The sequence below is a fragment of the Pantoea hericii genome, from assembly GCF_014155795.1.
In the GTDB taxonomy this organism is placed as follows: Bacteria; Pseudomonadota; Gammaproteobacteria; order Enterobacterales; family Enterobacteriaceae; genus Pantoea; species Pantoea eucalypti.
Genome location: NZ_SCKV01000002.1, coordinates 552,021 through 578,246, shown reverse-complemented (window position 1 = coordinate 578,246; position 26,226 = coordinate 552,021). Strand labels below are relative to the sequence as shown.

Sequence of the window (26,226 nt, the reverse complement as noted above, 5' to 3'; positions counted from 1 at the left end):
TTCTAAGCCGTCACCTTCAACTGAACCCTCAAAGTGAAGAACCGCGTGGCGGATTGCGGTCCAGCAGCTCCACACTGCCATCCTCATTCTGCTGTTCCAGAATCACATCGAACCCCCACAGGCGATGCACATGCTTCAGCACCTCGCGACGGCTCTTATCCAGCGGCGTGCGGCTCTGCGGCACATAGCGCAGTGTCAGCGAACGGTCACCGCGCACATCAACGTTGTAAACCTGAATGTTAGGCTCAAGATTACTCAGGTTGTACTGTGCGGAAAGTTGCTGACGAATCGCCCGGTAACCCGCTTCATCGTGGATCGCGGCGATTTCGAGATAGTTATTGCGGTCATCATCCAGCACAGTGAACAGCCGGAAATCGCGCATCACTTTCGGCGACAGGAACTGGCTGATAAAACTCTCATCCTTGAACTCACGCATCGCAAAATGCAGTGTTTCCAGCCAGTCGGAACCGGCGATATCCGGGAACCAGTAGCGGTCCTCTTCCGTTGGCGACTGACAGATGCGCTTGATGTCCTGCATCATCGCAAACCCTAAGGCGTAAGGGTTGATACCGTTGTACCACTGACTGTTATAGGGCGGCTGAAACACCACATTGGTGTGACTGTGCAGGAACTCCATCATAAAGCGTTCCGACACTTTGCCTTCGTCATACAGGTGATTCAGGATGGTGTAGTGCCAGAAGGTTGCCCAGCCCTCATTCATCACCTGGGTCTGTTTCTGTGGATAGAAATACTGGCTTACCTTGCGCACGATGCGCAGGATCTCACGCTGCCAGGACTCCAGCAGCGGGGCGTTTTTTTCCATAAAATAGAGCAGGTTTTCCTGCGGCTCAGAAGGGTAGCGTGCGGCTTCAAAAGCCACCGCCTCGGTCTCACGTCGTGGCAGCGTGCGCCACAAGGTGTTTACCTGACTTTGCAGATACTCTTCACGACTTTTCTGGCGCGCCTTCTCCTCCTGCAGGGAGATCTTCTGCGGGCGTTTATAGCGATCGACGCCATAATTCATTAAGGCATGGCAGGAATCGAGTAGTCGCTCGACCTCTTCGACGCCATAGCGCTCTTCGCAGTCACTGATATAGTTTTTGGCAAACAGCAGATAATCGACAATTGAGCCGGCATCGGTCCAGCTGCGGAACAGATAATTATTTTTGAAGAATGAGTTGTGACCATAGCAGGCATGCGCCATCACCAGCGCCTGCATGGTCATGGTGTTCTCTTCCATCAGGTAGGCGATGCAGGGGTTCGAGTTGATGACAATCTCATAGGCCAGCCCCTGCTGACCGTGCTTATAACGCTGCTCGGTCTCGATAAACTTTTTACCGAATGACCAGTGTGAATAGTTGATGGGCATGCCGACGCTGGAATAGGCATCCATCATTTGTTCAGAGGTGATCACTTCGATTTGGTGCGGGTAGGTATCAAGCCGGTAGAGTTTAGCCACCCGGTCGATCTCTGCTAAATAGACATCAAGCAGTTCGAATGTCCAGTCTGGTCCGTCATTGAGTCGTTTGCTGTCTCTGATGGCTTCGTCAAAGATTGTCGTCATAGCGCACCTCTTTTTTGCAAACCGGCTGACCCGAAAGACAACCCGTTCTGGTTATTTAAGGCTTCGTCCTGAAAAAGGGAACCCGAAAAAAACTGAGCGAACACAACAATGATAGCCCACTGTCGCTTATCCGAAATGCGAACTCAAATGAATTCTTTGGCACAAAATCATTAAGAGTGTTGCAGCAGAGAATTTAACAGCCTTTGATGCGACTATTAATTTAAAATGCGGAATATCATCCTGTTTATAAGCGGAATGTATGGGGTTGAAGGATTCTCCTGCAATGCGCAGATTTAACTGCCACTGTTGTCATTTATTTCTGTCTTTCGTGATTAAGGCGCATAAAGCGCTGAAATTAGCCGGGCAGCAAGATTTTAGTTACCTGAAAAGTGAAAAAGATGTGAAATGGATGCTGAATTTATGGGGTGATGTCCGCTGTGTAAATCCGCTGACTATCATCTTCTTAACAGTGAATTATGCTTTTACATGCCGGGTGGGGGAGCTATGCACGTTGTAATTCTTGGAAGTGGTGTGGTGGGAGTGGCAAGCGCCTGGTATCTGGCGCGCGCCGGACATCAGGTGACCGTCATCGATCGTCAACCCGCGGCGGCGATGGAGACCAGCGCGGGTAATGCCGGTCAGATCTCACCCGGTTATGCCGCACCCTGGGCCGCGCCAGGCGTGCCATTGAAAGCCGTGAAGTGGATGTTTCAGCGCCACGCGCCGCTGGCTATCCGGCTGGATGGCAGCAGTTTTCAGCTGGAGTGGATGTGGCGCATGCTGCGTAACTGCGACATCAACCACTATCAGCAGAACAAAAGCCGCATGGTACGGATTGCCGAGTACAGTCGCGACTGCATGAAAGCGCTGCGTTCTGAGACCGGCATCGCCTATGAAGGTCGTCAGGGTGGAACATTACAATTGTTCCGCACTCAACAGCAGTTTGACAGCGCCAGCAAAGATATTGCCGTGCTGCGCGACGCGGGCGTGCCCTATGAGCTGTTAGAGGCGCATGAACTGTCACGCGTTGAGCCAGCTCTGGCGGCAACGCAGCATAAACTCACTGGCGGATTACGGCTGCCCAACGATGAAACCGGTGACTGTCAGCTTTTCACTCAGCGTCTGGCAAAAATGGCCGAAGAGGCGGGCGTCGTTTTCCGCTTTAACACCCCGGTTGACCACCTGCTGCGCGATGGCAATCGTATTTATGGTGTGAAGTGTGGTGAGGAGATCATCAAGGCGGATAGTTATGTGGTGGCCTTTGGTTCTTACTCCACCGCGCTGTTAAAAAATGTCATTGATATCCCGGTCTATCCGCTAAAAGGCTACTCTCTGACCATTCCGATTAAAAACCCTGACGCTGCGCCGGTTTCGACCATTCTGGATGAGACTTACAAAGTGGCGGTGACCCGTTTTGACGATCGTATTCGTGTGGGTGGCATGGCAGAGATTGTTGGTTTTAACACCAGACTCACTGAAGCACGTCGGGAAACGCTGGAGATGGTCGTCAGTGATCTCTATCCTGAAGGCGGTCATGTCGCGCAGGCGAGTTTCTGGACCGGGCTGCGTCCGATGACGCCAGACGGTACGCCGATTGTGGGTGCCACGCCAATTTCTAATCTCTGGCTCAATACCGGTCACGGTACGCTGGGCTGGACGATGGCGTGTGGTTCTGGTCAGCTGCTGGCCGATCTCATCTCCGGTAAAAAGCCTGCCATTGCGGCGGATGACTTAGCGGTGTTCCGCTACTTACCCGGTTTCGCGGCGACGTCATCGCCGCTGCGTAACGCCAACGCAACTCGTTAAGTCTTCAGGGAGAGAGAGGATGTCACGTCCGATTATCGCTACCATCAATCAGCAGGCGTTACGTCAGAACCTGGCGGTCGTTCGCCAGGCGGCACCTGCATCCCGCGTCTGGTCAGTGGTGAAAGCGAATGCTTACGGCCATGGTATTGAACGCGTCCGCGAGGCGTTATCTGCCACTGACGGCTTCGCACTGCTTAATATGGAGGAGGCGATTCAGCTGCGTGAGCAGGGCTGGAAAAAACCGATTCTGTTACTGGAGGGATTTTTCCAGCCAGAAGATTTGCAGTTAATCGATCGCTATCGTCTGACTACCAGTGTGCACAGCAACTGGCAAATCAAAGCACTGGCCAGTGCCCAACTCTCTGCCCCGGTTGATATTTATCTCAAAATGAACAGCGGGATGAATCGTCTGGGCTTTCGCCCGGAGCAGGTCAACGGCGCGTGGCAGAAACTGCGGGCGCTGAGCAATGTCGGTGAGATGACGCTGATGGCGCATTTCGCCGATGCTGAAAATCCGCAGGGTTTAGTTGCACCGCTGCAGCGCATTGAGCAGGCGGCAGAAGGGTTGAGCTGCCCGCGATCGCTCTCTAACTCCGCCTGCACCTTATGGCATACTGAAGCGCATTTTGACTGGGTTCGTCCTGGCATCATTCTGTATGGCGCATCGCCCAGCGGTAACTGGCAGGACATTGCAGGCAGTGGCCTGCAGCCGGTGATGACCTTAAGCAGTGAGATTATCGCGGTTCAGCAATTACAGGCTGGCGATGGCGTGGGTTACGGCTATCGCTATCATGCCAGCACGGCGCAGCGGATTGGCGTGGTGGCCTGCGGTTACGCTGATGGCTATCCGCGTCATGCCCCAACCGGCACGCCGGTCTGCGTCGATGGTGTAATGACGCAGGTGGTGGGAGCCGTCTCCATGGATATGATTACCGTGGACTTAACGCCTTGCCCTCAGGCTGGCATTGGCTCAGCCGTTGAGCTGTGGGGTGAGCAGGTGAAAATCGATCAGGTCGCAAAAGCAGCCGGAACGGTAGGGTATGAGCTGATGTGCGCCCTGGCACCCCGCGTTCCGGTCACCGTTATTTAAGCGCGGTCAGGCTGCCGCGCATCTTTCTGCTGCAGCGCCAGGCGATAAACGCCAGCGCTGCACCCAGCAGCATCATCAGGCTCAGCGAGAGCTTCTCCGCCACCGGCAGCGCAACGATTACCAGGCTGCCTGCTGCACCACCAGCCATCTGAATAAATCCCTGCAGGGCGGACGCCACGCCTGCCTGTTGCTGATACGGCTCCAGCGCATAGCTGGTGGCGGGTCCTACCGTAAAGGCCAGTCCGGCAACCGATACCGCCACCGGGAACATGTAGAGCGCCCAGTGTGTTTGCATTTCCGCCGGAAATATCTGCGTTCCCGCCATCAGTAGTACCGCCCCCAGCAGCATCGTTAAAAAACCCATTGCCAGACAGAAAGGGCGACCCGCTTTGCGAATCGCTTTATTCACAAACATGCTGACAAACATAATCCAGAAACCGTTGGCCCCGAAAGCAAACGAGAACTGGATCGGCGTCAGGCCGCCTTCGGTCATTAATACCTGTGGTGCCAGTGACACGTAGGTCAGCACCATGCCCAGCGCACCGGCATTGGCAAAAGCGAACGCCAGAAAACGCGGCTGACGCAGGATTTCAGCGTACTGCTTAACCGGTAATCCTTTCACCCGCAGGGTATCTGCCGGGCGCGTCTCGGGCAGCCAGATAATCACCAGCAGCGTAATCAGCAGACCATAGGCGCAGAGGAACCAGAAGGGCGCGCGCCAGTCAAAGGCGCTGGCCAGCAGGCCACCCAGTAACGGAGCGAGTGCCGGAACGATATTCAGTGCGCCGTTCAGGAATCCATAGGCGCGTGCGGCATCATCGCCACTCAGGCGGTCGCGCACGCCGCTAAAGGCGACAACGGCGCTACAACAGACGCCACAGCCCTGCACCAGACGAGCAACGACGAACAGAGGGAATGACGTCGCCGTGGCAGCGATAGCACTGCCGGCGATGTAAAGTGCAAGTCCCAGCAGGGCAATCGGCTTGCGGCCATAGTTGTCCACCAGCGGACCCGTGACCAGTTGTCCCAGCCCCATGACCAGCAGAAACAGCGGAATCGTGGTCTGAACCAGATTAACCGGCGTATCCAGCCCTTCTGCGATTTGTGGCAGCGTGGGCAAATAGAGATCAATGCCTAAGGGTGCCAGCAGCACCAGGCTTAATAACAGCAGCGTAAATTTTTGCATAACAACCAGAGGGTAACGTTCTGTTGAAAAACGATCGAAGAGGGTAATGATTCAGAGGCAAAAAAGATAGAGGAAGTCGTGCGGAAAGTGCGATGCCTGCTGTAAACAGGCATCGCATTAAAGGCCTAGTAGGCGCCGTCGCGGCGTAATACCACCCCTGCGGTTTTAAACAGGATCGCGATATCGGTCCAGAGCGCCCAGTTTTTGACATACCATGAGTCAAAGTAGACGCGAGTGTCATAGTCGATATCGTTACGTCCGCTGACCTGCCAAAGACCTGTCATGCCGGGTTTGGCCATCAGGTAATAGTCCACATCACCCGCATAACGCTCCAGCTCCGCTTCGATAACCGGACGCGGACCCACCAGGCTCATCTCGCCGCGGAACACGTTCCATAACTGCGGTAACTCATCCAGACTGGTTTTTCGCAGGAAGCTACCAATACGGGTCACGCGCGGGTCGTTTTTCAGTTTGAAATCTTTGTCCCACTCAATCCGCGCCTCTTCACTGGTTGCCAGTAATTTCTCCAGCACCTCTTTTGAATTGGTCACCATGGAACGGAATTTCAGGCATTTGAATTTTTTGCCATTCTGGCCCACACGTTCGTGACCATAAATTGCATTGCCGCCATCGCGTTTCACCATGTAGCAGAGCAGGGCGAAGATCGGGCTAAGGAACAGCAGCAGCATTGACGCCACCACGATGTCAAAGGCACGCTTCATGAAACGGGAGGAGTGTTTCGCCAGGTTGTTGCTGACGCGCAGGATCATCACTTCATGGCTAAAGATAAAGGACATGTCCGTACCATAAAGCGGTACACCGCGCAGCGTAGGGATCACTGAGACTGAACGGCAGTTCATCTTCGACAGGAATTTCAGCCAGCGATCGCGCATTGGCTGCTGCTCATACTCCATGGCAACAATAAACTGCACGTTATCGCGGTCAATGGTCTGCCAGTTAATGTCTTTCCAGGTGATAACGGGCACGCCATTCACGCTCTGCTGGGCAGGAACATCATCAACCGAGATAAAGGCCTGCACGTTGTAGCCCAGGATCTCTTCACTCTGCAGCGCCGCATAAGCTTCGGTGGCATTGCGGCCGGAACCGATAATGATGGTCTCTTTCTGCCACTGGCCCGCCTTGTTGATGGCGCGTTTCACCAGAGCACGCATCAGTGGGAGCAGCAGCAGGGCATATGTCCAGCTGAAGACCCACACCATGCGGGAGAAGTCCCATTTAGAAAAAGCGATCAGTGCGAGGTCGAGCAGTGAAAAAACAAATAATGTTTTAACGATCTCTTTAAGCTCAAACCAGAACGGTTTGCGATAAGTATAGTGACGCAGACGTACCCAGAACCAGCCGGTACACATTACTGACATAATAAACTGTGCCACGAAACGATATTCGATCTGGTGCGGTGGAATAAAGGTATCCAGCTCGCCCCAAATACCTTGTATCGTCGCGGCAGATAAAAACAGTGCCAGGTTAAGTGCAATCAGATCGGAAAAGCTCAGGGCGAATTTCACGATGATATTTTTACGCGTGCCGCTCCATGAGCGGCTCGGGCTATTCATTATCAATGTACTTGCCATAAAACCTGCTCTCTTTCTCAAGTAAAAGATGGCCTGACCAGAATCAGGTGCGCGCTCAGGAGTGGGCCTCTGAAAAATTAAAAAATAATTTTCAGTCTGTTGCAGTCAGTAAAGCCAGTTCAGCTGCAAAAAAGATAACGATTAAAGCGTGATGATAATCACGGAATGTTGCAGCATCGAGAATGAGTATGCAGGAGTTATTTGACAGAGTTAATACGGAAAAAATCTGAAAACATCAAAACTGATTAAAGTTTTAAATAGCTAACTTGTGGATTTAATTAGATAAAATAAGGAAGGGGTCAGTTATAACTAAACTGTTTAAGACGCTTTTTAGGAATTACCGCCGAATCTGACGACTGGCGGTAATGATCGCGCATCAGGCAGGTTTCTTTAAAATCCAGCGGTCCTGCTGTTTATCGTAATGGCCGATTTGCAGATTCACCGGTTCACCGTCAATCCAGGCCGGGACGCTGGTATCACGATCCCAGCCATCAAGTTGCGTAATTAAACCGGGATTAGTGTGACAGGGGATACTGACAGTGTCCGGATTCTCACCGCCAAGATCGGCATCAACAATCTCATAACGACCAATTTTAACCACGTGTCCCATTCATTTCTCCCGTTTTTACTGGCGTAGAACGTTAAGCTTAGCGTATTGAGAGAAAATAACGTGGCTGAATCATTAGGATTATTCCTTCTCTTCCGCTGGCCGGACACCAATTTTCACAATACGGTTATCCTCTTTCTCAGCAACAGTCCATGTCAGTTGATTCCACTCCACCTGATCGCCGACCACCGGTGAACCGCCGAGCATAGCCAGAACCAGCTGTCCCAGTGACTGCTGATCATTCGTGCTCTCATCCAGTTCCAGTCCGTAAATCTGCGCAACATCGCGCAGGCGAGCTTCTGCATCCAGAATAAAGTCGCCGAAGAAGCGCTGGTCGAGCGAAACCGGCGGTGACTGACTGAACATCTTGCCCAGCGCGGGAAGATCGCGCTCGCGGCCAATGACGCAGATAACGTCGTTCTCTTTCAGACGCGTCCCGCCATTGGGATGCATCAGCACATTGTCACGGAAAAGGGCGGCGATACGCGTCTCTCGTGGCATCTGCAGGTCACGCAGTGCGGCACCGACACACCACTTGTCGGCGCTGAGCTGGTAGACGAACTGCTCCCAGGGATTTTCCGGATGAATATCCAGACCCACACGGCTGATAGGTGAAGCGGTTGGCGGCACCACCACTTTGGCTTTTTTGGCAGCAAAGCCCAGTGATGTACCCTGCAGCATCAGGGAGACCAGCACCACGAAGAAAGCGATATTAAAATAGAGCGAAGCGTTCTCTAAGCCTGCCATCATCGGGAAGACCGCAAGAATAATCGGTACCGCACCACGTAAGCCGACCCAGCTGATAAAGACCCGTTCACGGGTCGTGAAGTTGCGAAATGGCAGCAGGCCAATAAAGACCGACAGCGGACGTGCCACCAGAATGAGCCACAGCGAAAGAAGCATGGCTGGCACCGCGATGTGCCACAAATCAGAGGGTGTGACCAGCAGGCCCAGCACAATGAACATGCCAATCTGACTGAGCCAGGCCATACCGTCAAAGGTCTGCAGAATGCCGTGGCGGTTACGAATCGGGCGGTTGCCCAGTAAGAAGCCACAGAGATAGACCGCCAGAATACCGCTGCCCTCTAATACCGTGGTCAGCGCGAACACCAGAATGCCGCCACTCAACGCCAGCAACGGGTAAAGGCCAGGAGCCAGACTGATACGGTTTATCAGTTGCTGCAGCGCCCAGCCGCCGCCCAGGCCTAATACGATACCCAGACCGAACTGCTGTACCAGATGCACCAGGAACATCCAGTCAAGGCCGCTGCGGCCCTGTTCAATCATTTCAATCAGGGTAATGGTGAGAAACACGGCCATCGGGTCGTTGCTGCCCGATTCAATCTCCAGCGTGGAGCTGACGCGCTCATTCAGGCCTTTGTCACCCAGCAGTGAGAAGACCGCAGCAGCATCCGTAGAGCCAATAATGGCGCCAATCAGGAAGCCCTGCATCATGTCGAGGTTAAAGAGCCATGCGGCCACGACGCCCGTTAAACCTGCGGTGATCATCACGCCGACGGTGGCCAGCGACAGCGCAGGCCCGAGCGCGACTTTAAACGAGCTGGCTTTGGTTCGCATACCGCCATCCAGCAGGATGATCGCCAGCGCCAGGTTAGAAATTAAGTAAGCCGCGGGATAGTTATCGAAAGCGATGCCGCCGATACCATCAACACCGGTGAGCATACCCAGTGCGAGGAAGATAACCAGAATAGGAATGCCCAGTCGGGATGAGAAAGAGCTGAGCAGAATGCTCGATGCTACCAGCACGGAACCGATGATAAAAAGACTGTAGACAATAGTGTGGTTCAAACCCGGTCTCCTGAGATATGACAGTGCGCTGCAGCAACTGCTGACAAATATCCATGCTATCTCTGAAAGATAATGTTTTATCAAGGAGTTGTCATTGTGAAAATGATCATTATACCAATTGCTGAAGAGGGTATGGAATCAGATTAATGTGAAGAATGAGGGGGTTGGCAGGCAAGCGGGAGAAAACAGACTGTTTTAGCAGGTTATTCGGCAGATAAAAAAAGCCGGTGATTAACCGGCCTGGTGGGTCAGGCTTCCGTTGCCTGTTTATGAAACAGCGATCGGAACACCGGATAGATATCTTCCGGTTCGCGAATATGTTCAATGGCAAAGTTATCGAATGTTGCCTGCAGATGCTCATATTCACGCCACAGCGTCTGATGCGCACGGCGGGTGATTTCGATATAACTGTAATAACGCACGACCGGCAGAATATGCTTCGCCAGAATCTCATGACAGAGCGGTGAATCGTCAGCCCAGTTGTCACCGTCCGATGCCTGCGCCGCGTAGATATTCCACTGCGCCGGGTCATAGCGTTCTTTTACGACTTCATCCATCAGTTTCAGTGCACTGGACACGATGGTGCCGCCCGTCTCCTGAGAGTAGAAGAACTCCTGTTCGTCCACCTCTTTGGCCTGCGTGTGATGACGGATATAAACCACATCAACGTTCTTGTAGGTGCGGCTCAGGAACAGGTAAAGCAGGATATAGAAGCGTTTCGCCATATCCTTGGTGGCCTGATCCATCGAACCTGAGACATCCATCAGACAGAACATGACCGCCTGGCTGGAAGGCTCCGGGCGTTTCTCAAAGTTTTTGTAGCGCAGATCGAAGGTGTCGATAAAGGGCACCCGTTCGATGCGCGCCCGCAATTCAGCGATCTCTTTGCGTAGCCGCTCCTCCTCCAGCAACTGAGCAGGTTCAGTTTTCTCAATCTCCTGCAGCGTCTCTTCCAGTTCATGCAGCATACGGCGTTTCCCTGCCGTCATTGCGGTACGACGCGCCAGTGAGTTCTGTAGCGAACGCACGACGCTGATATTGGCTGGTACGCCGTTAGAGGTGAAACCGGCACGGTGAGTCTTATATTCATTAAGCTGACGATGCTGGTTGCGGCGCAGATTAGGCAGGGCAAGATCTTCAAACAGCAGGTCAAGGTACTCATCCTTCGAGATCTGAAAGACAAACTCATCCTGTCCTTCACCATCCTGACTGGCATTACCCTGTCCGCTGCCACCGCCGCCGCCGCCCTGTGGACGCTCAACACGGTCATTCTGCACAAAATGGTCGTTACCCGGATGGACCCGATGACGATTTCCGCCGCGTCCCTGATGGAAAATCGGCTCATTGATGTCGTCAATAGGTATAGAGACGGACTCGCCGCTGCTGACGTCGGTCACCGAGCGTTTATTGATGGCCTCGGAGATCGACTGCTTAATTTGCGACTTATAACGGCGAAGAAAGCGCTGGCGGTTAACCGCGCTCTTGTTCTTACCGTTAAGCCGGCGATCGATGAAATAGGCCATGGTATTCCCCCAAACTACATTGTAAGCAGGTCGGGCGCACCCGACCCTGTCAGACCGGTATCACTTACCGGCAAGCTTACCTCTATCAGGACGATTTACGCACACGCAGATACCATTCACACAGCAGGCGAACCTGTTTGCGGGTATAGCCTTTTTCCATCATGCGATCGACAAAATCATCATGTTTTTTCTGCTCATCGGTAGAGGTCTTGGTATTGAACGAAATCACCGGCAGTAACTCCTCGGTATTCGAGAACATTTTCTTCTCAATTACCGTGCGTAACTTCTCGTAACTGGTCCAGTTTGGATTGCGACCATTATTATGTGCTCTGGCGCGCAGCACAAAATTGACGATCTCATTACGGAAGTCTTTCGGGTTACTGATGCCAGCGGGTTTCTCAATTTTCTCCAGTTCCGCATTGAGCGATTCACGATCAAACAGCTGTCCGGTATCGGGATCGCGATACTCCTGATCCTGAATCCAGAAGTCAGCATAAGTGACATAGCGGTCAAATATGTTCTGACCATACTCAGAGTAGGACTCCAGATAAGCAGTCTGAATCTCTTTGCCGATAAACTCAGCGTATTTAGGAATCAGATAGCCTTTAAGATGTTCAAGGTATTTCTCTGCCTGATCCTGTGGAAACTGCTCACGTTCAATCTGCTGCTCCAGCACATAGAACAGATGAACCGGGTTGGCGGCCACTTCAGCGTGGTCGAAGTTAAATACCCGTGACAGGATTTTAAAGGCAAAGCGGGTCGAGAGACCGTTCATCCCCTCATCCACACCGGCGTAGTCGTGATACTCCTGCCAGGACTTCGCTTTAGGGTCGGTATCTTTGAGGCTTTCACCATCGTACACCCGCATTTTGGAATAGATACTGGAGTTCTCAGGATCTTTCAGGCGCGACAGGATAGAGAAGCGTGCCAGCGTTTCCAGCGTGCCAGGTGCGCAGGGCGAGGTCGCCAGCTCACTGTGGTTTAGCAACTTGTCGTAGATTTTGATCTCTTCAGAGACCCGCAGGCAATAGGGCACCTTGACGATATAGACACGGTCAAGGAACGCCTCATTATTCTTGTTGTTACGGAACGTCACCCATTCAGATTCGTTGGAGTGCGCCAGAATAATGCCGTTGAACGGCAGGGCCGAAATGCCTTCGGTACCGTTATAGTTCCCTTCCTGCGTCGCCGTCAGTAACGGATGCAGCACTTTAATCGGCGCTTTAAACATCTCGACGAACTCCATGATGCCCTGGTTCGCGCGGCAGAGGGCACCGGAGTAGCCGTAGGCATCGGGATCGTTTTGCGCATGGTTTTCCAGTTTACGGATATCCACTTTACCCACCAGCGCAGAGATATCCTGGTTGTTCTCATCGCCGGGTTCAGTTTTAGCAATCGCCAGCTGTTCCAGAATCGACGGCCAGACTTTAACGACTTTTAAGCGTGAAATATCACCACCAAAATCGTGCAGACGTTTAGCGGCCCATGGCGACATAATCGTGCCGAGGTAGCGGCGCGGTACGCCATACTCTTTTTCAAGAATGTGCGCATCTTCCTGCGGATTGAACAGGCAAAGAGGGTGGTCATTTACCGGGCTGCGTTCGCCGTCAGCACTGAGCACATAAATAGGCACCCGCTGCATCAGCGACTTAAGCCGTTCCGCCAGTGAGGATTTACCGCCACCGACCGGCCCCAGCAAATAGAGGATCTGTTTTTTCTCTTCCAGTCCCTGAGCGGCATGTTTCAGGTAGGAGACGATCTGTTCAATCGCTTCCTCCATGCCGTAAAACTCCTCGAACGCTGGATAGCGTCCCATCACACGGTTGGAGAATATTCTGGAAAGGCGTGGCTCCTGAGCAGTGTCGACCATTACCGGCTCTCCGATAGCCATTAACAGTCGCTCTGCAGCGTTGGCGTATGCACTGCGATCCTGCTTACAGATAGCAAGAAATTCCTGCAGTGTGAACTCTTCGTCCTTGGCAGCTTCATAACGCTGACGATAGTGATCGAATATATTCATAGCGATGCCCGTCCTTTCGTTTTTAGCACAGGTAAGGAGCACAATTAATGACTTGTAGCAGCTCCCGGAAGATATTCTCTGTTGAGTACAGCAACCCTTATGCCAACCTGATCTTTTTTATCGGGATACACAACGTTTGTGGTTACTCTGCTCGGTCAAATTCTATGCTGTTACTTCTAACTGTAGATGGCTTCTAGGAAATTTCCTCCACGGGTTTAGGTGAATGAGGGGGAGATCAAGAGTAATTCAGGTTTGTCGTGAGATGAGTTCATATGGGTGATGCTTTAACTTAACGTGTTTTTAACCTTAAATGCCACTTTGATTGGTGAGTAACTTAAAGGAATTCGATATAAGTTAATGCAGCCGTAAAAAAACGTTAGACTTCCTGTTTGATTGTTATATTTATGGAATGAATAAATTGTGAACCAATTCAAATTTAAGACGCTTGTTGCACTTCTGCCGTGTTATTTACTGAGCTCGCAGGCCTTTGCCGCACCGCTTTCTCTTGGTGCGTCGGTACTCTATGCCCAGTCACCTTATCGCGGCGGTCAGGATCGCTATATCCCCCTTCCGGTGATCAACTATGAGGGTGAAGACTTCTGGTTCCGCAGCCTGCAGGGTGGCTACTATCTGTGGAAAGATCCCCAGAACCAGCTGTCGCTGACGCTGCTGGGTTCACCGCAGGAGTACAAACCCAGTGAGAATGACCTGGGCGACATGAAAGGGCTGGATAAACGCCGTATGACGCTGATGGGTGGCGCAACGTATCGTCACGTTGCTGACTGGGGTATCGTCCGTACTTCATTACTGGGCGATGTGCTGAACAACAGCAACGGGATGATGTGGGATTTAACCTACCTATATCGCTTTGAGATGGGCGACTTCAGTCTTACTCCGGGCATTGGTGCTATCTGGAACAGCGCCAATCAAAACCGTTACTACTACGGTGTATCCGGCCATGAAAGCGCCCGGACCGGTATCAGTCGCTATACCCCTGATGACAGCTGGTCCCCTTACGTTGAGCTGAATGCCAGCTATCAGATTTCTCCGCAGTGGAATGCCAGCCTCACAGGACGCTACACGCGCTTTGACAGCGAAATCAAAGACAGCCCAATGATTGATAAAAGCGGGCAGGCGTTAATCTGGACGGGTATCAGCTACACCTTCTGATAACGCTTCATTCGCACCAAAAGAGGGCATCTATTGCCCTCTGTTCTTTTACAGGGCCCCGAAAGGGGGCGGGAGAGCAGAATGCGCAACACGATTAACTTTGCTGACTTCAACAATCTGCCGGTCATTGGCCAGGGCACCTGGTACATGGGCGAGAATCCGGCGCAGCGTTCCGCTGAAATCGCTGCACTGCAGGCAGGTATTGAATGTGGTTTGCAATTGATTGATACCGCCGAAATGTACGCCGACGGCGGAGCCGAAGAGGTGGTCGGGCAGGCCATGCTGGGGCGTCGCGACAAGGCGCTGCTGGTATCAAAAGTCTATCCGTGGAATGCAGGCGAAGTGGATGCTATTGAAGCCTGTGAGCGCAGCCTGCGCCGTCTGCAGACCGATTATCTTGACCTTTACCTGTTGCACTGGCGCGGTAATGTTCCACTGGAAGAGACCCTGCGGGCCATGGAACGCCTGCAGCAGCAGGGCAAGATCCGTCACTGGGGCGTCTCGAATTTTGACACAGACGATATGGCAGAACTGTGGGATGAACCGGAAGGAAGTCAGTGTACGACCAATCAGGTGCTCTATCATCTGGCGTCACGCGGTATTGAATTTGATCTTTTGCCGGCATGTCAGCAGCGTGAGATGCCGATAATGGCCTACTGTCCGCTGGCACAGGCAGGAAGGCTGCGTGACTCACTCTTTACCGACCCGGTACTGACGCAGATTGCACAGCAGAAGGGCATCAGCGTCGCGCAGCTTCTGCTGGCCTGGGTCATTCGTCAGCCTGGGGTGATTGCCATTCCCAAAGCCAGCTCAGTCGTTCACGTTCAGGAAAATGCTGCGGCACTGGAGGTCGTCCTGACCGATGAAGAGTTGCAGCTCATCGATCGTGCCTGGCCAGCACCACAGCATAAGTTACCGCTGGATATCGTTTAGCCGCTGACCTTGTCGCCCGCTGCGGCTTTCTTCTTCAGGCGGAAAGTCGTGGCCAGGCGTGCTGGCTTCTCACCTGCGCTGCGTAACGGTTTACTGATGCGCGCCGTCTCCACGCAGACCATGGTTTTATAACCCTCATTCGCCATGTCCGACATGCTGCAGGAGAGTTCCACACCTGGATTCCACGTGACAACGTCACTGTGGTGATGGTGATAAACCTCAATCTGCCGTTGATCCGCCGTATCATTGATCACCGAGCAATCTTCTGCGGCGGTAAAGATACGGTCAATGCGTCCCGGATAACGTTGCTTGCCGTCGCTGCTGCCAGCCTCGCCGTTATTCACCTTGTCGATAAAACTATTGCCCAGACCGGAAACCTCAACGCCGTTGATGTCGCTGACGGTGAAGTAGCTGTGCAGCGCTGCTGTCGCTTCGAAGTCACCGTAGGCTTCAAGTTCGATCTCACAATGCTGGCCCAGGCGGAAGCGGGCAATCAGGGTAAACTCATGCGGCCAGAGCTTCAGCGTCTGTGCATTGCTCTCCAGCACCAGCGTCAGCATCACGCCATCTTCATTCTCATCATGCGCAGTCAGCTTCCACGGCTGAATCCGGGCAAAACCGTGTGCCGGTTCGCCTGCCGGACCAAACCACGGCCAGCAGATGGGGACACCGCCACGAATTGCTTTGCCTGGTGAGAAGAGACTCTTATCGCTCAGCCAGAGCACCGGCTTCTCACCGCTTGGCTGCCAGGCGATCAGGTGCGCGCCCTGCAGGGTGATCGCAGCCCGAACCTTAGGGTGACTGATGACAATCGCCGGGAGTTCACCTACCTGACGCTGGGTGAGGTAAGGGGAAATCTGATTAACCACCGGCAGAGTAAACAGCTTATCTTGCATGTTCGCTTCCTTCCTGTACGGATAAAAAAAGGGCGACCGAAGTCGCCCTTATTCTCAATGCTGTCTGGCTGCCTTATTTAGCAGAAACCAGTGCAATCAGGTCGAGAACTTTGTTTGAGTAGCCAGTTTCGTTGTCGTACCAGGAAACCAGTTTCACAAAGTTGTCGTTCAGCGCGATACCGGCTTTAGCGTCAAACACTGAAGTCAGGATTTCGCCGTTGAAGTCGGTAGAAACCACGTCATCTTCAACATAGCCCAGAACGTCTTTCATTTCGCCTTCTGCAGCTGCTTTGATTGCAGCACAGATTTCTTTGTAAGACGCCGCTTTTTCCAGACGCACGGTCAGGTCAACAACGGAAACGTTAGGGGTAGGGACGCGGAATGCCATACCGGTCAGTTTGCCGTTCAGCTCTGGCAGAACTTTACCAACGGCTTTCGCTGCGCCAGTTGATGAAGGGATGATGTTCTGCGATGCGCCGCGGCCGCCGCGCCAGTCTTTGTGAGATGGACCATCAACGGTTTTCTGGGTTGCAGTGGTCGCGTGAACAGTGGTCATCAGACCTTCAACGATGCCGAACTTGTCGTTGATCACTTTGGCCAGTGGTGCCAGGCAGTTGGTGGTACAGGAAGCGTTAGAAACGATATCCTGGCCATCATATTTGTCGAAGTTTGCACCACGAACAAACATTGGGGTGTCATCTTTAGATGGACCGGTCAGAACGACTTTCTTAGCACCCGCGGTGATGTGTTTACGTGCGGTTTCGTCGGTCAGGAAGATACCGGTTGCTTCAGCAACAACGTCAACGCCCACTTCATCCCACTTCAGGTTCGCTGGATCACGTTCAGCAGTAACACGGATTTTTTTACCGTTAACCACCAGTGCGCCATCCTGAACTTCTACGGTGCCGTCGAAACGACCGTGAGTAGAGTCATACTTCAGCATGTACGCCATGTAATCCGCGTCCAGCAGGTCGTTGATAGCAACGATTTCGATGTCAGAACGCTTTTGAGCAGCACGGAAAACGATGCGACCGATACGGCCGAAACCATTGATACCTACTTTGATAGTCATATATTCCACCAGCTATTGGTTAGTGAATAAAAGTTGCCTGTAAAATTACAAAAACCTTACCAGGCGTCAAGCGGAATCGTGTCAATTGTTGCGACAGGTCAATTCGCCTGAAAGGAATTATTCGATGCGCAACCGCTTGCGCGCCGCTCATCATATAGCGCTTCGTCGATTCAATCGCCGAATATATAGGGATGCCCGAAACAAAAGGTGATCGAAGTCACAAATCCGCTTAGCAGCAGACGGGCTGAAAGGGTGAGCACAAAAAAAGACCCGGGTTATGTTGATCATTTGTTAGAATAATAGTCGAATTTTTCAGAATGGCACTTCCCCGGAATCCTAAAATGGCTAAAGACACCGCAACCGACGCAAAAATCGCCGAGCTGACAGAGATGCAGCGTTATGTGACACAGCAGCGCGGAACGGAACCGCCTTACAGCGGCGCACTGCTCCACAACAAGCAGGAAGGGATCTACCACTGCCTGGTCTGTGAGGCGCCACTCTTTCTCTCTGAGACCAAGTATGATTCTGGCTGTGGCTGGCCCAGTTTTTATCAGCCAGTGAGTGATGATGCGATTCGTTACATCGAAGATAACTCACATGGCATGCAGCGTGTTGAGATCCGCTGTGGCAGTTGTGATGCGCATCTGGGGCACGTCTTCCCCGATGGCCCGCAACCGACTGGCGAACGCTACTGTGTTAACTCCGCCTCATTGAATTTTACCGACGAGCAGGGCGAACAGACCAAAGGGTAACGGCAATGAAGGAACAACTTGAAGCAATGCTTGCGTCAATGACACCTGAAGTTTATCAGCGGCTGGCGACGGCGGTTGAGATTGGTAAGTGGCCGGATGGTGTGGCGCTGACTCAGGAGCAGCGTGACAACTGCCTGCAACTGGTAATGATGTGGCAGGCAAGGCACAACGACGCGCCACAGCATATGACCATCGGTAAAGGTGGCGAGATGGTGATGAAGTCGAAAAAAGAACTGAAAGAAGAGTTCGGCATCGACCCGGATGTAACACGGATTCATCTGCACTAATCTGCACGAAATAGAGCTGGCTGGCGTCGAGCCAGCTCTATCTTTAAATCAAAATAGCGCCCTGAGCGGTCATCTGTGCGAAGGCGATCTCACTGTCCTCTGGATTCAGATTGACTCCGCGGCAACCCTCTTTGACCACCTCAACGTGATACCCCAGCTCCAGCGCATCCAGTACGCTATATTTCACGCAGTAGTCCGTCGCCAGCCCCAGCATCACCAGATGGGTAATGCCACGCTCACGCAGCCAGCTGTCCAGTTCGGTTTTACGGCGATGACCGTTGTCAAAAAAGGCGCTGTAGCTGTCGACATCATGATCTTCGCCTTTGTGGAATGTCGCATCAAACAGCGAGCGATCCAGACCGGGATGAAAATCTGCGCCCGCTGAGCCCTGAATACCGTGATCGGGCCACCAGATCTGCGCCAGACCATTTAATTCGCCCAGGGTGTAAACCGGTTCGCCTGAGATCGAGGCAAAACTGCCGTGATCGGCCGGGTGCCAGTCCTGCAGGGCCAGAACGCACTCACCGTTTTCACGGAACATGCGTGCGTAACGATTTGCCACCTCGACAGTGTGATCACCCTCATGAACGGCCATTGGGCCGCCTGGGCAAAAATCGTTCTGGATATCAATAATGATGAGTGCCCGCTTCATTATTTGTCGCTCCGTTTCAGTCTTCAGTCAGTTCACCGCGCAGATTCTGCTGCATTCTTGCACGGATTTGATCGGCCGACAGATCCTGGCTGAGTAAAAAGTGTAATTTGGTCAATGCTGCTTCTACAGTGAGGTCGAATCCGCTGATTACGCCAGCATGTTCCAGTGCATTGCCGGTAGCGTATCCGCCCATATTCACTTTGCCAGAAATACACTGAGTGAGGTTCACCACCACGATGCCGCGCTCGCTGGCCTGCTGCAGTTCAGCAAGGAATTCTTTGTTTTGCGGTGCGTTACCCACGCCGTAAGAACGCAGGATCAACGCTTTCACCGGCTGACGCAGGAAGTTGCGCACAACGTCTGCTGAAATCCCAGGATAGATGGTGACCACACCAATAGGCTGAGGCGTAATCGTGTGGACCCTGAGCTCGCCCTGACCGGACGGGGCGGGTGGCGTATTGAGGCGGCGAATATGAATGCCCGCTTCCAGCAGCGCAGAAAGGTTTGGCGAAGCAAAGGCATTAAAGCCGTCAGCGTGGGCCTTGGTCGTACGGTTGCCGCGATAAAGGGTGTTATTAAAAAACAGTGATACTTCGCTGATCGGATAGTTAGCCGCGACATAAAGCGAATTTAACAGATTTTGCTGGCCATCTGAGCGCAGCTCAGCCAGTGGAATCTGCGACCCGGTCACAATTACCGGCTTAGCCAGATTTTCCAGCATAAAAGAGAGGGCTGAAGCGGTAAACGCCATGGTGTCCGTGCCATGCAAAATCACAAAACCATCGTAGCGATCGTAATTTTGGCGAATATCTTCGGCAATAGACTGCCAGTCTTCCGGTGTCATGTCGGAAGAGTCGATCAGCGGCTGATATTCGTGAATAGTGAAATCAGGCATCTCAGGGCGGTGGAACTCGGGCATGTTTGCCAGCTGCTGCTGCAGGTGTCCGGAGACCGGAATATAGCCCTGCGCCGAGCGTTGCATACCGATTGTCCCGCCAGTGTAGGCTACATAGATATTTTTCTTTTGCATCAGAGAACTCAGACTCGCCATAAAACGCGCAGTATAAGGGGAATAGCGGGGAAAAGCAGCCCGACCAGCGGCCGGGCTGAGAGGTTTATCGCACTTCGCCGCAGTTCAGGCAGAAGGCGTAACGGTTCTGAGGATCGTTTTGTTTGTCAAACAGACCCGGCTGGGCTTTCATGGCACTCATCACATCCAGCATCGGCGCTGGCAGCCAGGCTTTCAGCGTATCCGGCAATACTGCCTGCACAGACGCGTTCATCTGGCTCAGCATCATATCCAGGAAGCTCGGGTCATCCTGATACCAGCTCAGCATAGGTTTATCGACTTTCGCCAGCTCGCCTGCTTTCTTCACGGCATCATCAAAGTCACCCAGCGCATCAACCAGACCATTGGCTTTTGCATCGCTGCCGGTCCAGACGTGGCCCTGGGCAATGGCATCAATCTGCTCTGGTGTTTTGTGACGCGACTTCGCCACCAGACCCACAAAGTTGCGGTAGCCATTTTCGATGGTCAGCTGCATCATCTGCTGAACTTCGGCTGGCAACGCTTTGGTGGTAGAGATATCCGCCAGCGGGGAGGTCGCGACACCATCTGTGTGCACGCCAATGCTGTCCAGACTGTTCTCCAGCGTATTGATCACGCCAAAGATACCAATCGAGCCGGTTAGCGTGCTCGGGTTCGCCACGATGTAGCTGGCGGGTGTTGAGATCCAGTAACCACCGGATGCCGCCATACCGCCCATTGAAACCACAATCGGCTTGCCCGCGGCCTGAGCCGCTGCCAGCTCTTCACGAATGGCTTCAGAAGCCGTGACGCTGCCGCCCGGGCTGTTTACCCGCAGAATGATCGCTTTGATTTTCGGATCAAGACGCGCATCGCGAATCTGAGCTGCCGTGGTGTCGCCACCGACGTTGCCCGGCGTCTCTTCGCCATCCATGATGGCTCCGCTGGCCATGACGACGGCGATGTTGCCATCCTGCTGAGAGCCAGCCGGTTTCACGCTGTAGTCATAAATGCTGACGCTGCGATAATCATTGCTCTGCTTATCCAGACCAAAGGTCTTTATCAGTTCTTCATCCGCTGCTGCACGGGAACCCAGCGTATCAACCAGCTTATTGTCCAGTGCATATTGCGCGGTATCGCCTTTCACCGCGTTCAATCCGGCAATGATTGCCGCTGCGCCCGGGAAGAGTTGCTCAGGCGTAATCTGACGATTGGCCGCCACGGTGTTCAGGTAATTCTGCCACAGCTGACCGACCCAGCGGCTGTCAGCATCCCGTGCAGCAGGGGACATATCGTCACGCAGGAACGGTTCTACCGCGGATTTATAAGTCCCGACACGGAAAACGTGTGAGGTGACTTTCAGCTTATCCAGCAGCGTTTTGTAGTAAAGCCCGTTGGTGGCGAAACCATGCAGATCCACGCTGCCCTGCGGCGACAGATAGATTTTAGTGGCGTAGCTGGCAAGGTAGTACTGCGCCTGGCTGTAGCTGTCGCCCAGTGCATAAATCGGCTTACCGCTGTCACGGAATTCCCGTAATGCTTTTCCGACATATTGCAGCGAAGGCTGATCACCGCCGGCAAATTCGCGTAAATCCAGCACGATGCCTTTAATGTTGCTGTCGCCTTTTGCCTGGCGAATCGCGTCGACCACATCAAACAGCGAATTTTCCTGTAAACGGTCACTGCTGGCACCCAGCAGCTGGCGGCCGATTTTACTCAGACGATTGCTCACTGAGGGTTTATCCACCAGTACGCCGCTGAGATCGACTTTCAGTGCGCCTTGCTGAACCGGCGCTGAACTGCCGCCTGATCCGCTGACCTGCAGCCAGATCCCTGCACACACCACAATCAACAAAATCAGGAAAATATTCAGAATAAATTCCCTGATAAAATTCAATACCCGCCAGCTCCAGCGGAACAGACCTGCAATTATTCGCCACAATGTGCGCATCAGACTCTCCATAAATATGTAGCAGGAAGTGGCCGCCGCGCGGACCAGACTTCCCCGACGAGCTCATCCTAAAGAGCGGCGTGTTAAAAGTCAGCAGGAAATCACTGTGCACTGTTACAAAAAATCTGCCTGTGCCAGGATAACGGCCACATTACAGAGATCGGGAGAGAAACATGGACGCACTTGAATTACTGGTCAACCGACGTTCGGCCTCACGCCTGACCGAGCCGGCACCGGCAGGTGACGCGCTGGAAAACATTCTGCGGGCTGGCATGCGCGCACCGGATCATGGGACGCTGCAGCCCTGGCGTTTTATCATTGTAGAAAATGAGGGACGCGACCGGATGAGCCAGCTGCTGGAGAAAGCAGCCCGCGATAATCAGCTGGATGAAAAGGCGATTAACAAAGCGAGCCAGGCACCGTTTCGCGCGCCGATGATCATCACGGTAGTGGCGCATTGTGAAGAGCACCATAAAGTGCCGCGCTGGGAACAGATCGCCTCGGCAAGCTGTGCCGTGATGGCGATGCAGATGGCGGCCGTGGCCCAGGGCTTCAACGGTATCTGGCGCAGTGGAGCCTGGACCGATGACGAGCAGGTACGCCAGGCCTTTGGCTGCCGCGAGCAGGATGCTATCGTCGGCTTTCTCTATCTGGGCACCCCGCAACTGAAATCCAGCACTACTGTGCTCCCGCCAGACACTGCGCCTTTCGTCCGTTACTTCTGATTGTCTGCGGGTTCGGGCAGGGTGCTCTTCAGCCCTGCCTTTTGCACGGTTCCTGTGCGAACGATCGCTAACACCGCGTATCACGCTTACGCCAGAAGAGCAGCCAGGCTAACATAGCCCGCGAGATGCAAACCGACAGCGAACAACCGGTTATCAACGTGTTCCCCTGATGTTAAGGATTACCTGATTCAATGCGTTTGTTTATTGCGGAAAAACCGAGCCTTGGGCGTGCTATCGCGGATGTATTACCGAAACCGCATCGACGCGGTGATGGCTTCATTGCCTGCGGCAACGATCAGATCGTCACCTGGTGCGTAGGCCATCTTCTGGAGCAGGCACAACCCGACAGTTATGACAGCCGTTATGCGCGCTGGTCGCTGGCCGATCTGCCGATCATTCCGGAAAAGTGGCAGCTTAAACCTCGTCCCTCGGTCGCGAAGCAGCTGAAAGTGGTTGAGGGATTGCTGGCGCAGGCGAGCGAAGTGGTGCATGCCGGTGACCCGGATCGGGAAGGGCAGTTGCTGGTGGATGAGGTACTCGATTACCTGAATCTGCCACCAGAAAAACGTAAAAACGTGCAGCGCTGCCTGATCAACGATCTCAATCCTCAGGCGGTGGACCGGGCGGTAAACCGCCTGCGTGAGAATCGCGAGTTTATCCCGTTATGCGTTTCCGCGCTGGCCCGCGCGCGTGCTGACTGGCTCTACGGTATTAACATGACCCGTGCCTGGACACTTCTCGGGCGTAATGCGGGCTATGACGGTGTGCTGTCGGTTGGCCGCGTACAGACGCCGGTGCTGGGGCTGGTCGTCCGGCGCGATGAAGAGATCGAAAACTTCGTGCCGAAAGATTACTTCGAAGTGAAGGCCCATATTATCACGCCTGATGGCACTCAGTTTATCGCCAGCTGGATCCCCAGCGAAGCCTGTGAGCCGTGGCAGGATGAAGAGGGCCGTCTGCTCAAGCGTGCGCTGGCCGATCATGTGGTGGCGCGCATTACCGGCCAGCCTGCAACCGTCACCGCTTACAGTGATAAGCGTGAAAATGAGGTGGCTCCGCTGCCATTCTCCCTCTCCAGCCTGCAAATTGAAGCGGCTAAACGCTACGGGCTGAGTGCGCAGACGGTGCTGGATACCTGCCAGCGGCTCTATGAAACGCATAAACTGATTACCTATCCCCGCTCAGACAGCCGCTACCTGCCGGAAGAGCATTTTGCCGGTAGACATGCGGTATTAAAGGCGATACAAGCCCATCAGTCGCAGCTGATCCCGCCCGGAGACTTCGATGCCGATCGCAGAAACCGCTGCTGGGACGATAAAAAAGTGGATGCCCACCACGCCATTATCCCCACGGCGCGTTCCAGCGCGGTTAAGCTCAGTGAAAACGAGCAGAATATTTATGAGCTGGTGGCGCGCCAGTATCTGATGCAGTTCTGCCCCGATTCCGTGTTCCGCAAATGCGTCATCGACCTTGATATTGCGGGCGGAAAATTCGTGGCGAAAGCGCGTTTTCTTGCAGAAGCAGGCTGGCGCGCGCTGCTGGGCAGTAAAGAGCGGGATGAAGAGAATGATGGTATGCCGCTGCCGGTGGTGGCAAAAGGGGATGAGCTTCTGTGCGAGCGGGGCGAGGTGCTGGCGAAGCAGACACAACCGCCGCGCCCGTTTACCGATGCCACCATTCTTTCCGCCATGACCGGTATTGCCCGTTTTGTCCAGGATAAAGAATTAAAGAAAGTGCTGCGTGCGACCGATGGTTTAGGAACGGAAGCCACACGCGCCGGCATTATCGAATTACTGTTTCGTCGTGGCTTCCTGGTGAAGAAGGGCCGTTACATCAATTCGACTGATGCCGGACGTGCCCTTATTCACTCGTTGCCCGATCTGGCTGCCCGCCCGGATATGACCGCGCAGTGGGAATCGACACTGACGCGTATCAGTGAAAAGGCCTGCCGCTATGATGAGTTCATGCAGCCGCTGGTGCAGACCTTAACGACGCTTATCCAGCAGGCGCGACAGCAGCCTGCGGCGCATGCATTTCGGGGATTACCGTCCACCGGACAGAAACGTCCGGTGCGCAAAACCAGGCGTAAAGTGAAGGAGACGGAATGAGGCGTTATTCAGTATTACTGGTCATCGCCCTGACGCTGGCGACCAGCGCAGCGCAGGCGAACAGTCGTTATCAGTCGATGCCACCACAGGGTAACAGCGGTGGGAATACTGACGTGGTAGTAGATATCCCCCCCGAAGCCTGGACGCAGGCTGAGCGACGTCAGCCAGACTGTCTTCGCTGCTGTATCTTTGAGAACCGTAATTATACGGAAGGTGCGGTGGTGAAATCAGAGGGTGTGTTACTGCAATGCACCCGTGATGAACACTCCATTGGCACCAACAACCTGCTCTGGAAGATTGTGAAATAGCCGTCGCGTGGCGCTCTGCCACGCGACCGTCAGTTAAAAGCGGAAGGTTGACCAGATGGGTGCATGGTCAGAAGGTTTCTCCATGCTCCGGATAGCATAATCAATGCCGGTCTCGACGCAGTGTGACGCCAGGTTTTTACTTGCCAGCACCAGATCAATACGTAACCCGCGATTATCATCAAACCCTTTCGAACGGTAATCGAACCATGAGAAACGGTCCGCCACTTCCGGATTGTGCTCACGCCAGGTATCAACCAGTCCCCAGCTCAGCAGGCGATCCATCCATTCGCGCTCTTCCGGCAGGAAAGAGCATTTGCCGGTGCGCAGCCAGCGCTTACGGTTATCCTCACCAATACCAATATCCAAATCGGTGCTGCTGATATTCATGTCGCCCATAATCAGAACCGGCTTATCAGCAGGCAGATCGTCGGTCAGCAGACGTTGCAGATCGCGGTAGAATTTCTCTTTAGCCGGAAATTTTGTGGGATGGTCACGACTTTCTCCCTGTGGGAAATAGCCGTTAATTACGGTGATATCGCCAATCGGGCTGGGAATTTCCGCGACGATCAGACGGCGCTGGGATTCTTCGTCATCATCCGGAAATCCCCGACTGACCGACACGGGCTGAGCTTTGGTGAGCAATGCCACGCCATAATGGCCTTTCTGTCCATGATAGAAGACGTGATAACCGAGCTTTGACACCTCTTCCAGCGGGAACATGTCATCATGAACTTTGGTTTCCTGCAGACCGATCACATCCGGCTGATGCTGTTCGACAAGCGCCTGAAGCTGGTGCGGGCGGGCGCGCAACCCATTGATGTTAAATGAAACAAATTTCATGAGATCGACCATTGTTCAGCAAGTGATAGCCGGAGATGGTAACGATTTTTATGCATAAAGTCATGGCAGAACAGGGGAAGATTGGTCGAAAGCGGGTAAGGAATTATCGGGTAGCGCAGAAGCGCGATGCTGCACACGAACCTTAATCGAAGGTTCTCATCCCTCTCCCCGCAGAACAGGAAGCTTGGGTAGTTTTTTGGGATTCATATGCGATTTGCAGAATGGTGGTGGGAGAAGGATTATTCGGCGCGTTGCGCCTCACCCTGCGGGCCGCGCTGAAGCGCGTTGTCTCGCAATGCTCGACACGA

Annotated in this window: 22 protein-coding genes and 1 other RNA gene (1 of these 23 cut by a window edge); 9 read left to right on the top strand and 14 right to left on the bottom strand. The window is 53.4% G+C overall.

Annotated features, from left to right (window positions below; translation table 11 throughout):
• Positions 1-28: 28 nt before the first annotated feature.
• The gene (locus H7K52_RS06340; protein WP_003852729.1) at positions 29-1,564 is read right to left on the bottom strand and encodes a SpoVR family protein; all 1,536 of its coding nucleotides are present in this window, start codon (positions 1,562-1,564) and stop codon (positions 29-31) included.
• Between the two features lie 504 nt (positions 1,565-2,068).
• Here H7K52_RS06340 and H7K52_RS06335 point away from each other — a divergent pair.
• Both H7K52_RS06335 and dadX read left to right on the top strand, forming a co-directional pair.
• Positions 2,069-3,370 (top strand): D-amino acid dehydrogenase, encoded by a 1,302-nt coding sequence (locus H7K52_RS06335; protein ID WP_033762787.1) that lies wholly within the window; start codon positions 2,069-2,071, stop codon positions 3,368-3,370.
• Between the two features lie 19 nt (positions 3,371-3,389).
• Positions 3,390-4,460: a catabolic alanine racemase DadX gene (gene dadX, locus H7K52_RS06330; protein ID WP_182629834.1), complete on the top strand. Its 1,071-nt coding sequence runs from the start codon at positions 3,390-3,392 to the stop codon at positions 4,458-4,460.
• Here the strand turns inward: dadX and H7K52_RS06325 are convergent.
• The 6 genes from H7K52_RS06325 to yeaG all read right to left on the bottom strand — a co-directional run bounded on the left by H7K52_RS06325 (position 4,453) and on the right by yeaG (position 13,197).
• A complete protein-coding gene (locus H7K52_RS06325; RefSeq protein WP_008925308.1) occupies positions 4,453-5,646 on the bottom strand; it encodes a multidrug effflux MFS transporter in 1,194 nt (397 codons plus the stop codon). The two genes, dadX and H7K52_RS06325, sit on opposite strands and share 8 nt — an antisense overlap.
• A gap of 125 nt (positions 5,647-5,771) precedes the next feature.
• Positions 5,772-7,238: an undecaprenyl-phosphate galactose phosphotransferase WbaP gene (gene wbaP / locus H7K52_RS06320; protein ID WP_182629833.1), complete on the bottom strand. Its 1,467-nt coding sequence runs from the start codon at positions 7,236-7,238 to the stop codon at positions 5,772-5,774.
• Between the two features lie 376 nt (positions 7,239-7,614).
• Positions 7,615-7,848 (bottom strand): DUF1480 family protein, encoded by a 234-nt coding sequence (locus H7K52_RS06315; protein WP_003852736.1) that lies wholly within the window; start codon positions 7,846-7,848, stop codon positions 7,615-7,617.
• A gap of 78 nt (positions 7,849-7,926) precedes the next feature.
• Complete coding sequence (locus H7K52_RS06310) at positions 7,927-9,654, bottom strand: potassium/proton antiporter (RefSeq protein ID WP_003852737.1); 1,728 nt, start codon at positions 9,652-9,654, stop codon at positions 7,927-7,929.
• 248 nt (positions 9,655-9,902) lie between these two features.
• Positions 9,903-11,177 (bottom strand): YeaH/YhbH family protein, encoded by a 1,275-nt coding sequence (locus H7K52_RS06305; protein ID WP_003852738.1) that lies wholly within the window; start codon positions 11,175-11,177, stop codon positions 9,903-9,905.
• Between the two features lie 85 nt (positions 11,178-11,262).
• The gene (gene yeaG / locus H7K52_RS06300; RefSeq protein ID WP_182629832.1) at positions 11,263-13,197 is read right to left on the bottom strand and encodes a protein kinase YeaG; all 1,935 of its coding nucleotides are present in this window, start codon (positions 13,195-13,197) and stop codon (positions 11,263-11,265) included.
• A 420-nt stretch (positions 13,198-13,617) separates the two neighbouring features.
• Between yeaG and H7K52_RS06295 the strand changes: the two genes are divergently transcribed.
• Both H7K52_RS06295 and H7K52_RS06290 read left to right on the top strand, forming a co-directional pair.
• On the top strand, positions 13,618-14,367 hold the full coding sequence (locus H7K52_RS06295) for a MipA/OmpV family protein (protein WP_003852740.1): 750 nt from the start codon (positions 13,618-13,620) through the stop codon (positions 14,365-14,367).
• Between the two features lie 81 nt (positions 14,368-14,448).
• Complete coding sequence (locus tag H7K52_RS06290; RefSeq protein WP_140915459.1) at positions 14,449-15,300, top strand: aldo/keto reductase; 852 nt, start codon at positions 14,449-14,451, stop codon at positions 15,298-15,300.
• Here H7K52_RS06290 and H7K52_RS06285 read toward each other — a convergent pair.
• Both H7K52_RS06285 and gapA read right to left on the bottom strand, forming a co-directional pair.
• A complete protein-coding gene (locus H7K52_RS06285; protein WP_003852745.1) occupies positions 15,297-16,196 on the bottom strand; it encodes a D-hexose-6-phosphate mutarotase in 900 nt (299 codons plus the stop codon). The two genes, H7K52_RS06290 and H7K52_RS06285, sit on opposite strands and share 4 nt — an antisense overlap.
• 73 nt (positions 16,197-16,269) lie before the next feature.
• Positions 16,270-17,268 (bottom strand): glyceraldehyde-3-phosphate dehydrogenase, encoded by a 999-nt coding sequence (gapA, locus tag H7K52_RS06280; RefSeq protein ID WP_003852747.1) that lies wholly within the window; start codon positions 17,266-17,268, stop codon positions 16,270-16,272.
• 341 nt (positions 17,269-17,609) lie between these two features.
• Here gapA and msrB point away from each other — a divergent pair, with 341 nt between their 5' ends.
• Entirely contained in the window at positions 17,610-18,020 is a 411-nt protein-coding gene (msrB, locus tag H7K52_RS06275; protein WP_003852748.1) for a peptide-methionine (R)-S-oxide reductase MsrB, read from the top strand.
• 5 nt (positions 18,021-18,025) lie between these two features.
• Positions 18,026-18,307, top strand: coding sequence for a YeaC family protein (locus H7K52_RS06270; protein WP_003852750.1), 282 nt, complete (start codon positions 18,026-18,028; stop codon positions 18,305-18,307).
• 43 nt (positions 18,308-18,350) lie between these two features.
• Here H7K52_RS06270 and pncA read toward each other — a convergent pair whose 3' ends face one another.
• The 3 genes from pncA to sppA form a co-directional block, all read right to left on the bottom strand.
• A complete protein-coding gene (gene pncA, locus H7K52_RS06265; protein WP_003852752.1) occupies positions 18,351-18,959 on the bottom strand; it encodes a bifunctional nicotinamidase/pyrazinamidase in 609 nt (202 codons plus the stop codon).
• A gap of 16 nt (positions 18,960-18,975) precedes the next feature.
• Entirely contained in the window at positions 18,976-19,989 is a 1,014-nt protein-coding gene (gene ansA, locus H7K52_RS06260) for an asparaginase (RefSeq protein ID WP_008925303.1), read from the bottom strand.
• An 85-nt stretch (positions 19,990-20,074) separates the two neighbouring features.
• Positions 20,075-21,937, bottom strand: a complete 1,863-nt coding sequence (gene sppA, locus H7K52_RS06255) for a signal peptide peptidase SppA (protein ID WP_003852755.1) — start codon at positions 21,935-21,937, stop codon at positions 20,075-20,077.
• Positions 21,938-22,110: 173 nt separating this feature from the next.
• Between sppA and H7K52_RS06250 the strand changes: the two genes are divergently transcribed.
• The 3 genes from H7K52_RS06250 (at position 22,111) to H7K52_RS06240 (ending at position 25,078) form a co-directional block, all read left to right on the top strand.
• Positions 22,111-22,662 (top strand): NAD(P)H nitroreductase, encoded by a 552-nt coding sequence (locus H7K52_RS06250; protein WP_008925301.1) that lies wholly within the window; start codon positions 22,111-22,113, stop codon positions 22,660-22,662.
• A gap of 191 nt (positions 22,663-22,853) precedes the next feature.
• Positions 22,854-24,770: a DNA topoisomerase III gene (locus H7K52_RS06245; protein ID WP_105099125.1), complete on the top strand. Its 1,917-nt coding sequence runs from the start codon at positions 22,854-22,856 to the stop codon at positions 24,768-24,770.
• Positions 24,767-25,078, top strand: coding sequence for a DUF1496 domain-containing protein (locus H7K52_RS06240; RefSeq protein ID WP_008925299.1), 312 nt, complete (start codon positions 24,767-24,769; stop codon positions 25,076-25,078). The genes H7K52_RS06245 and H7K52_RS06240 overlap by 4 nt, the downstream gene beginning before the upstream one ends.
• A gap of 33 nt (positions 25,079-25,111) precedes the next feature.
• Here the strand turns inward: H7K52_RS06240 and xthA are convergent, their stop codons facing one another.
• Together xthA and H7K52_RS06230 are read right to left on the bottom strand one after the other, a co-directional pair.
• Positions 25,112-25,918 (bottom strand): exodeoxyribonuclease III, encoded by an 807-nt coding sequence (gene xthA, locus H7K52_RS06235; protein ID WP_033762790.1) that lies wholly within the window; start codon positions 25,916-25,918, stop codon positions 25,112-25,114.
• 222 nt (positions 25,919-26,140) lie between these two features.
• Positions 26,141-26,226: non-coding RNA, RtT sRNA (locus H7K52_RS06230), on the bottom strand (it continues 98 nt past the right edge of the window).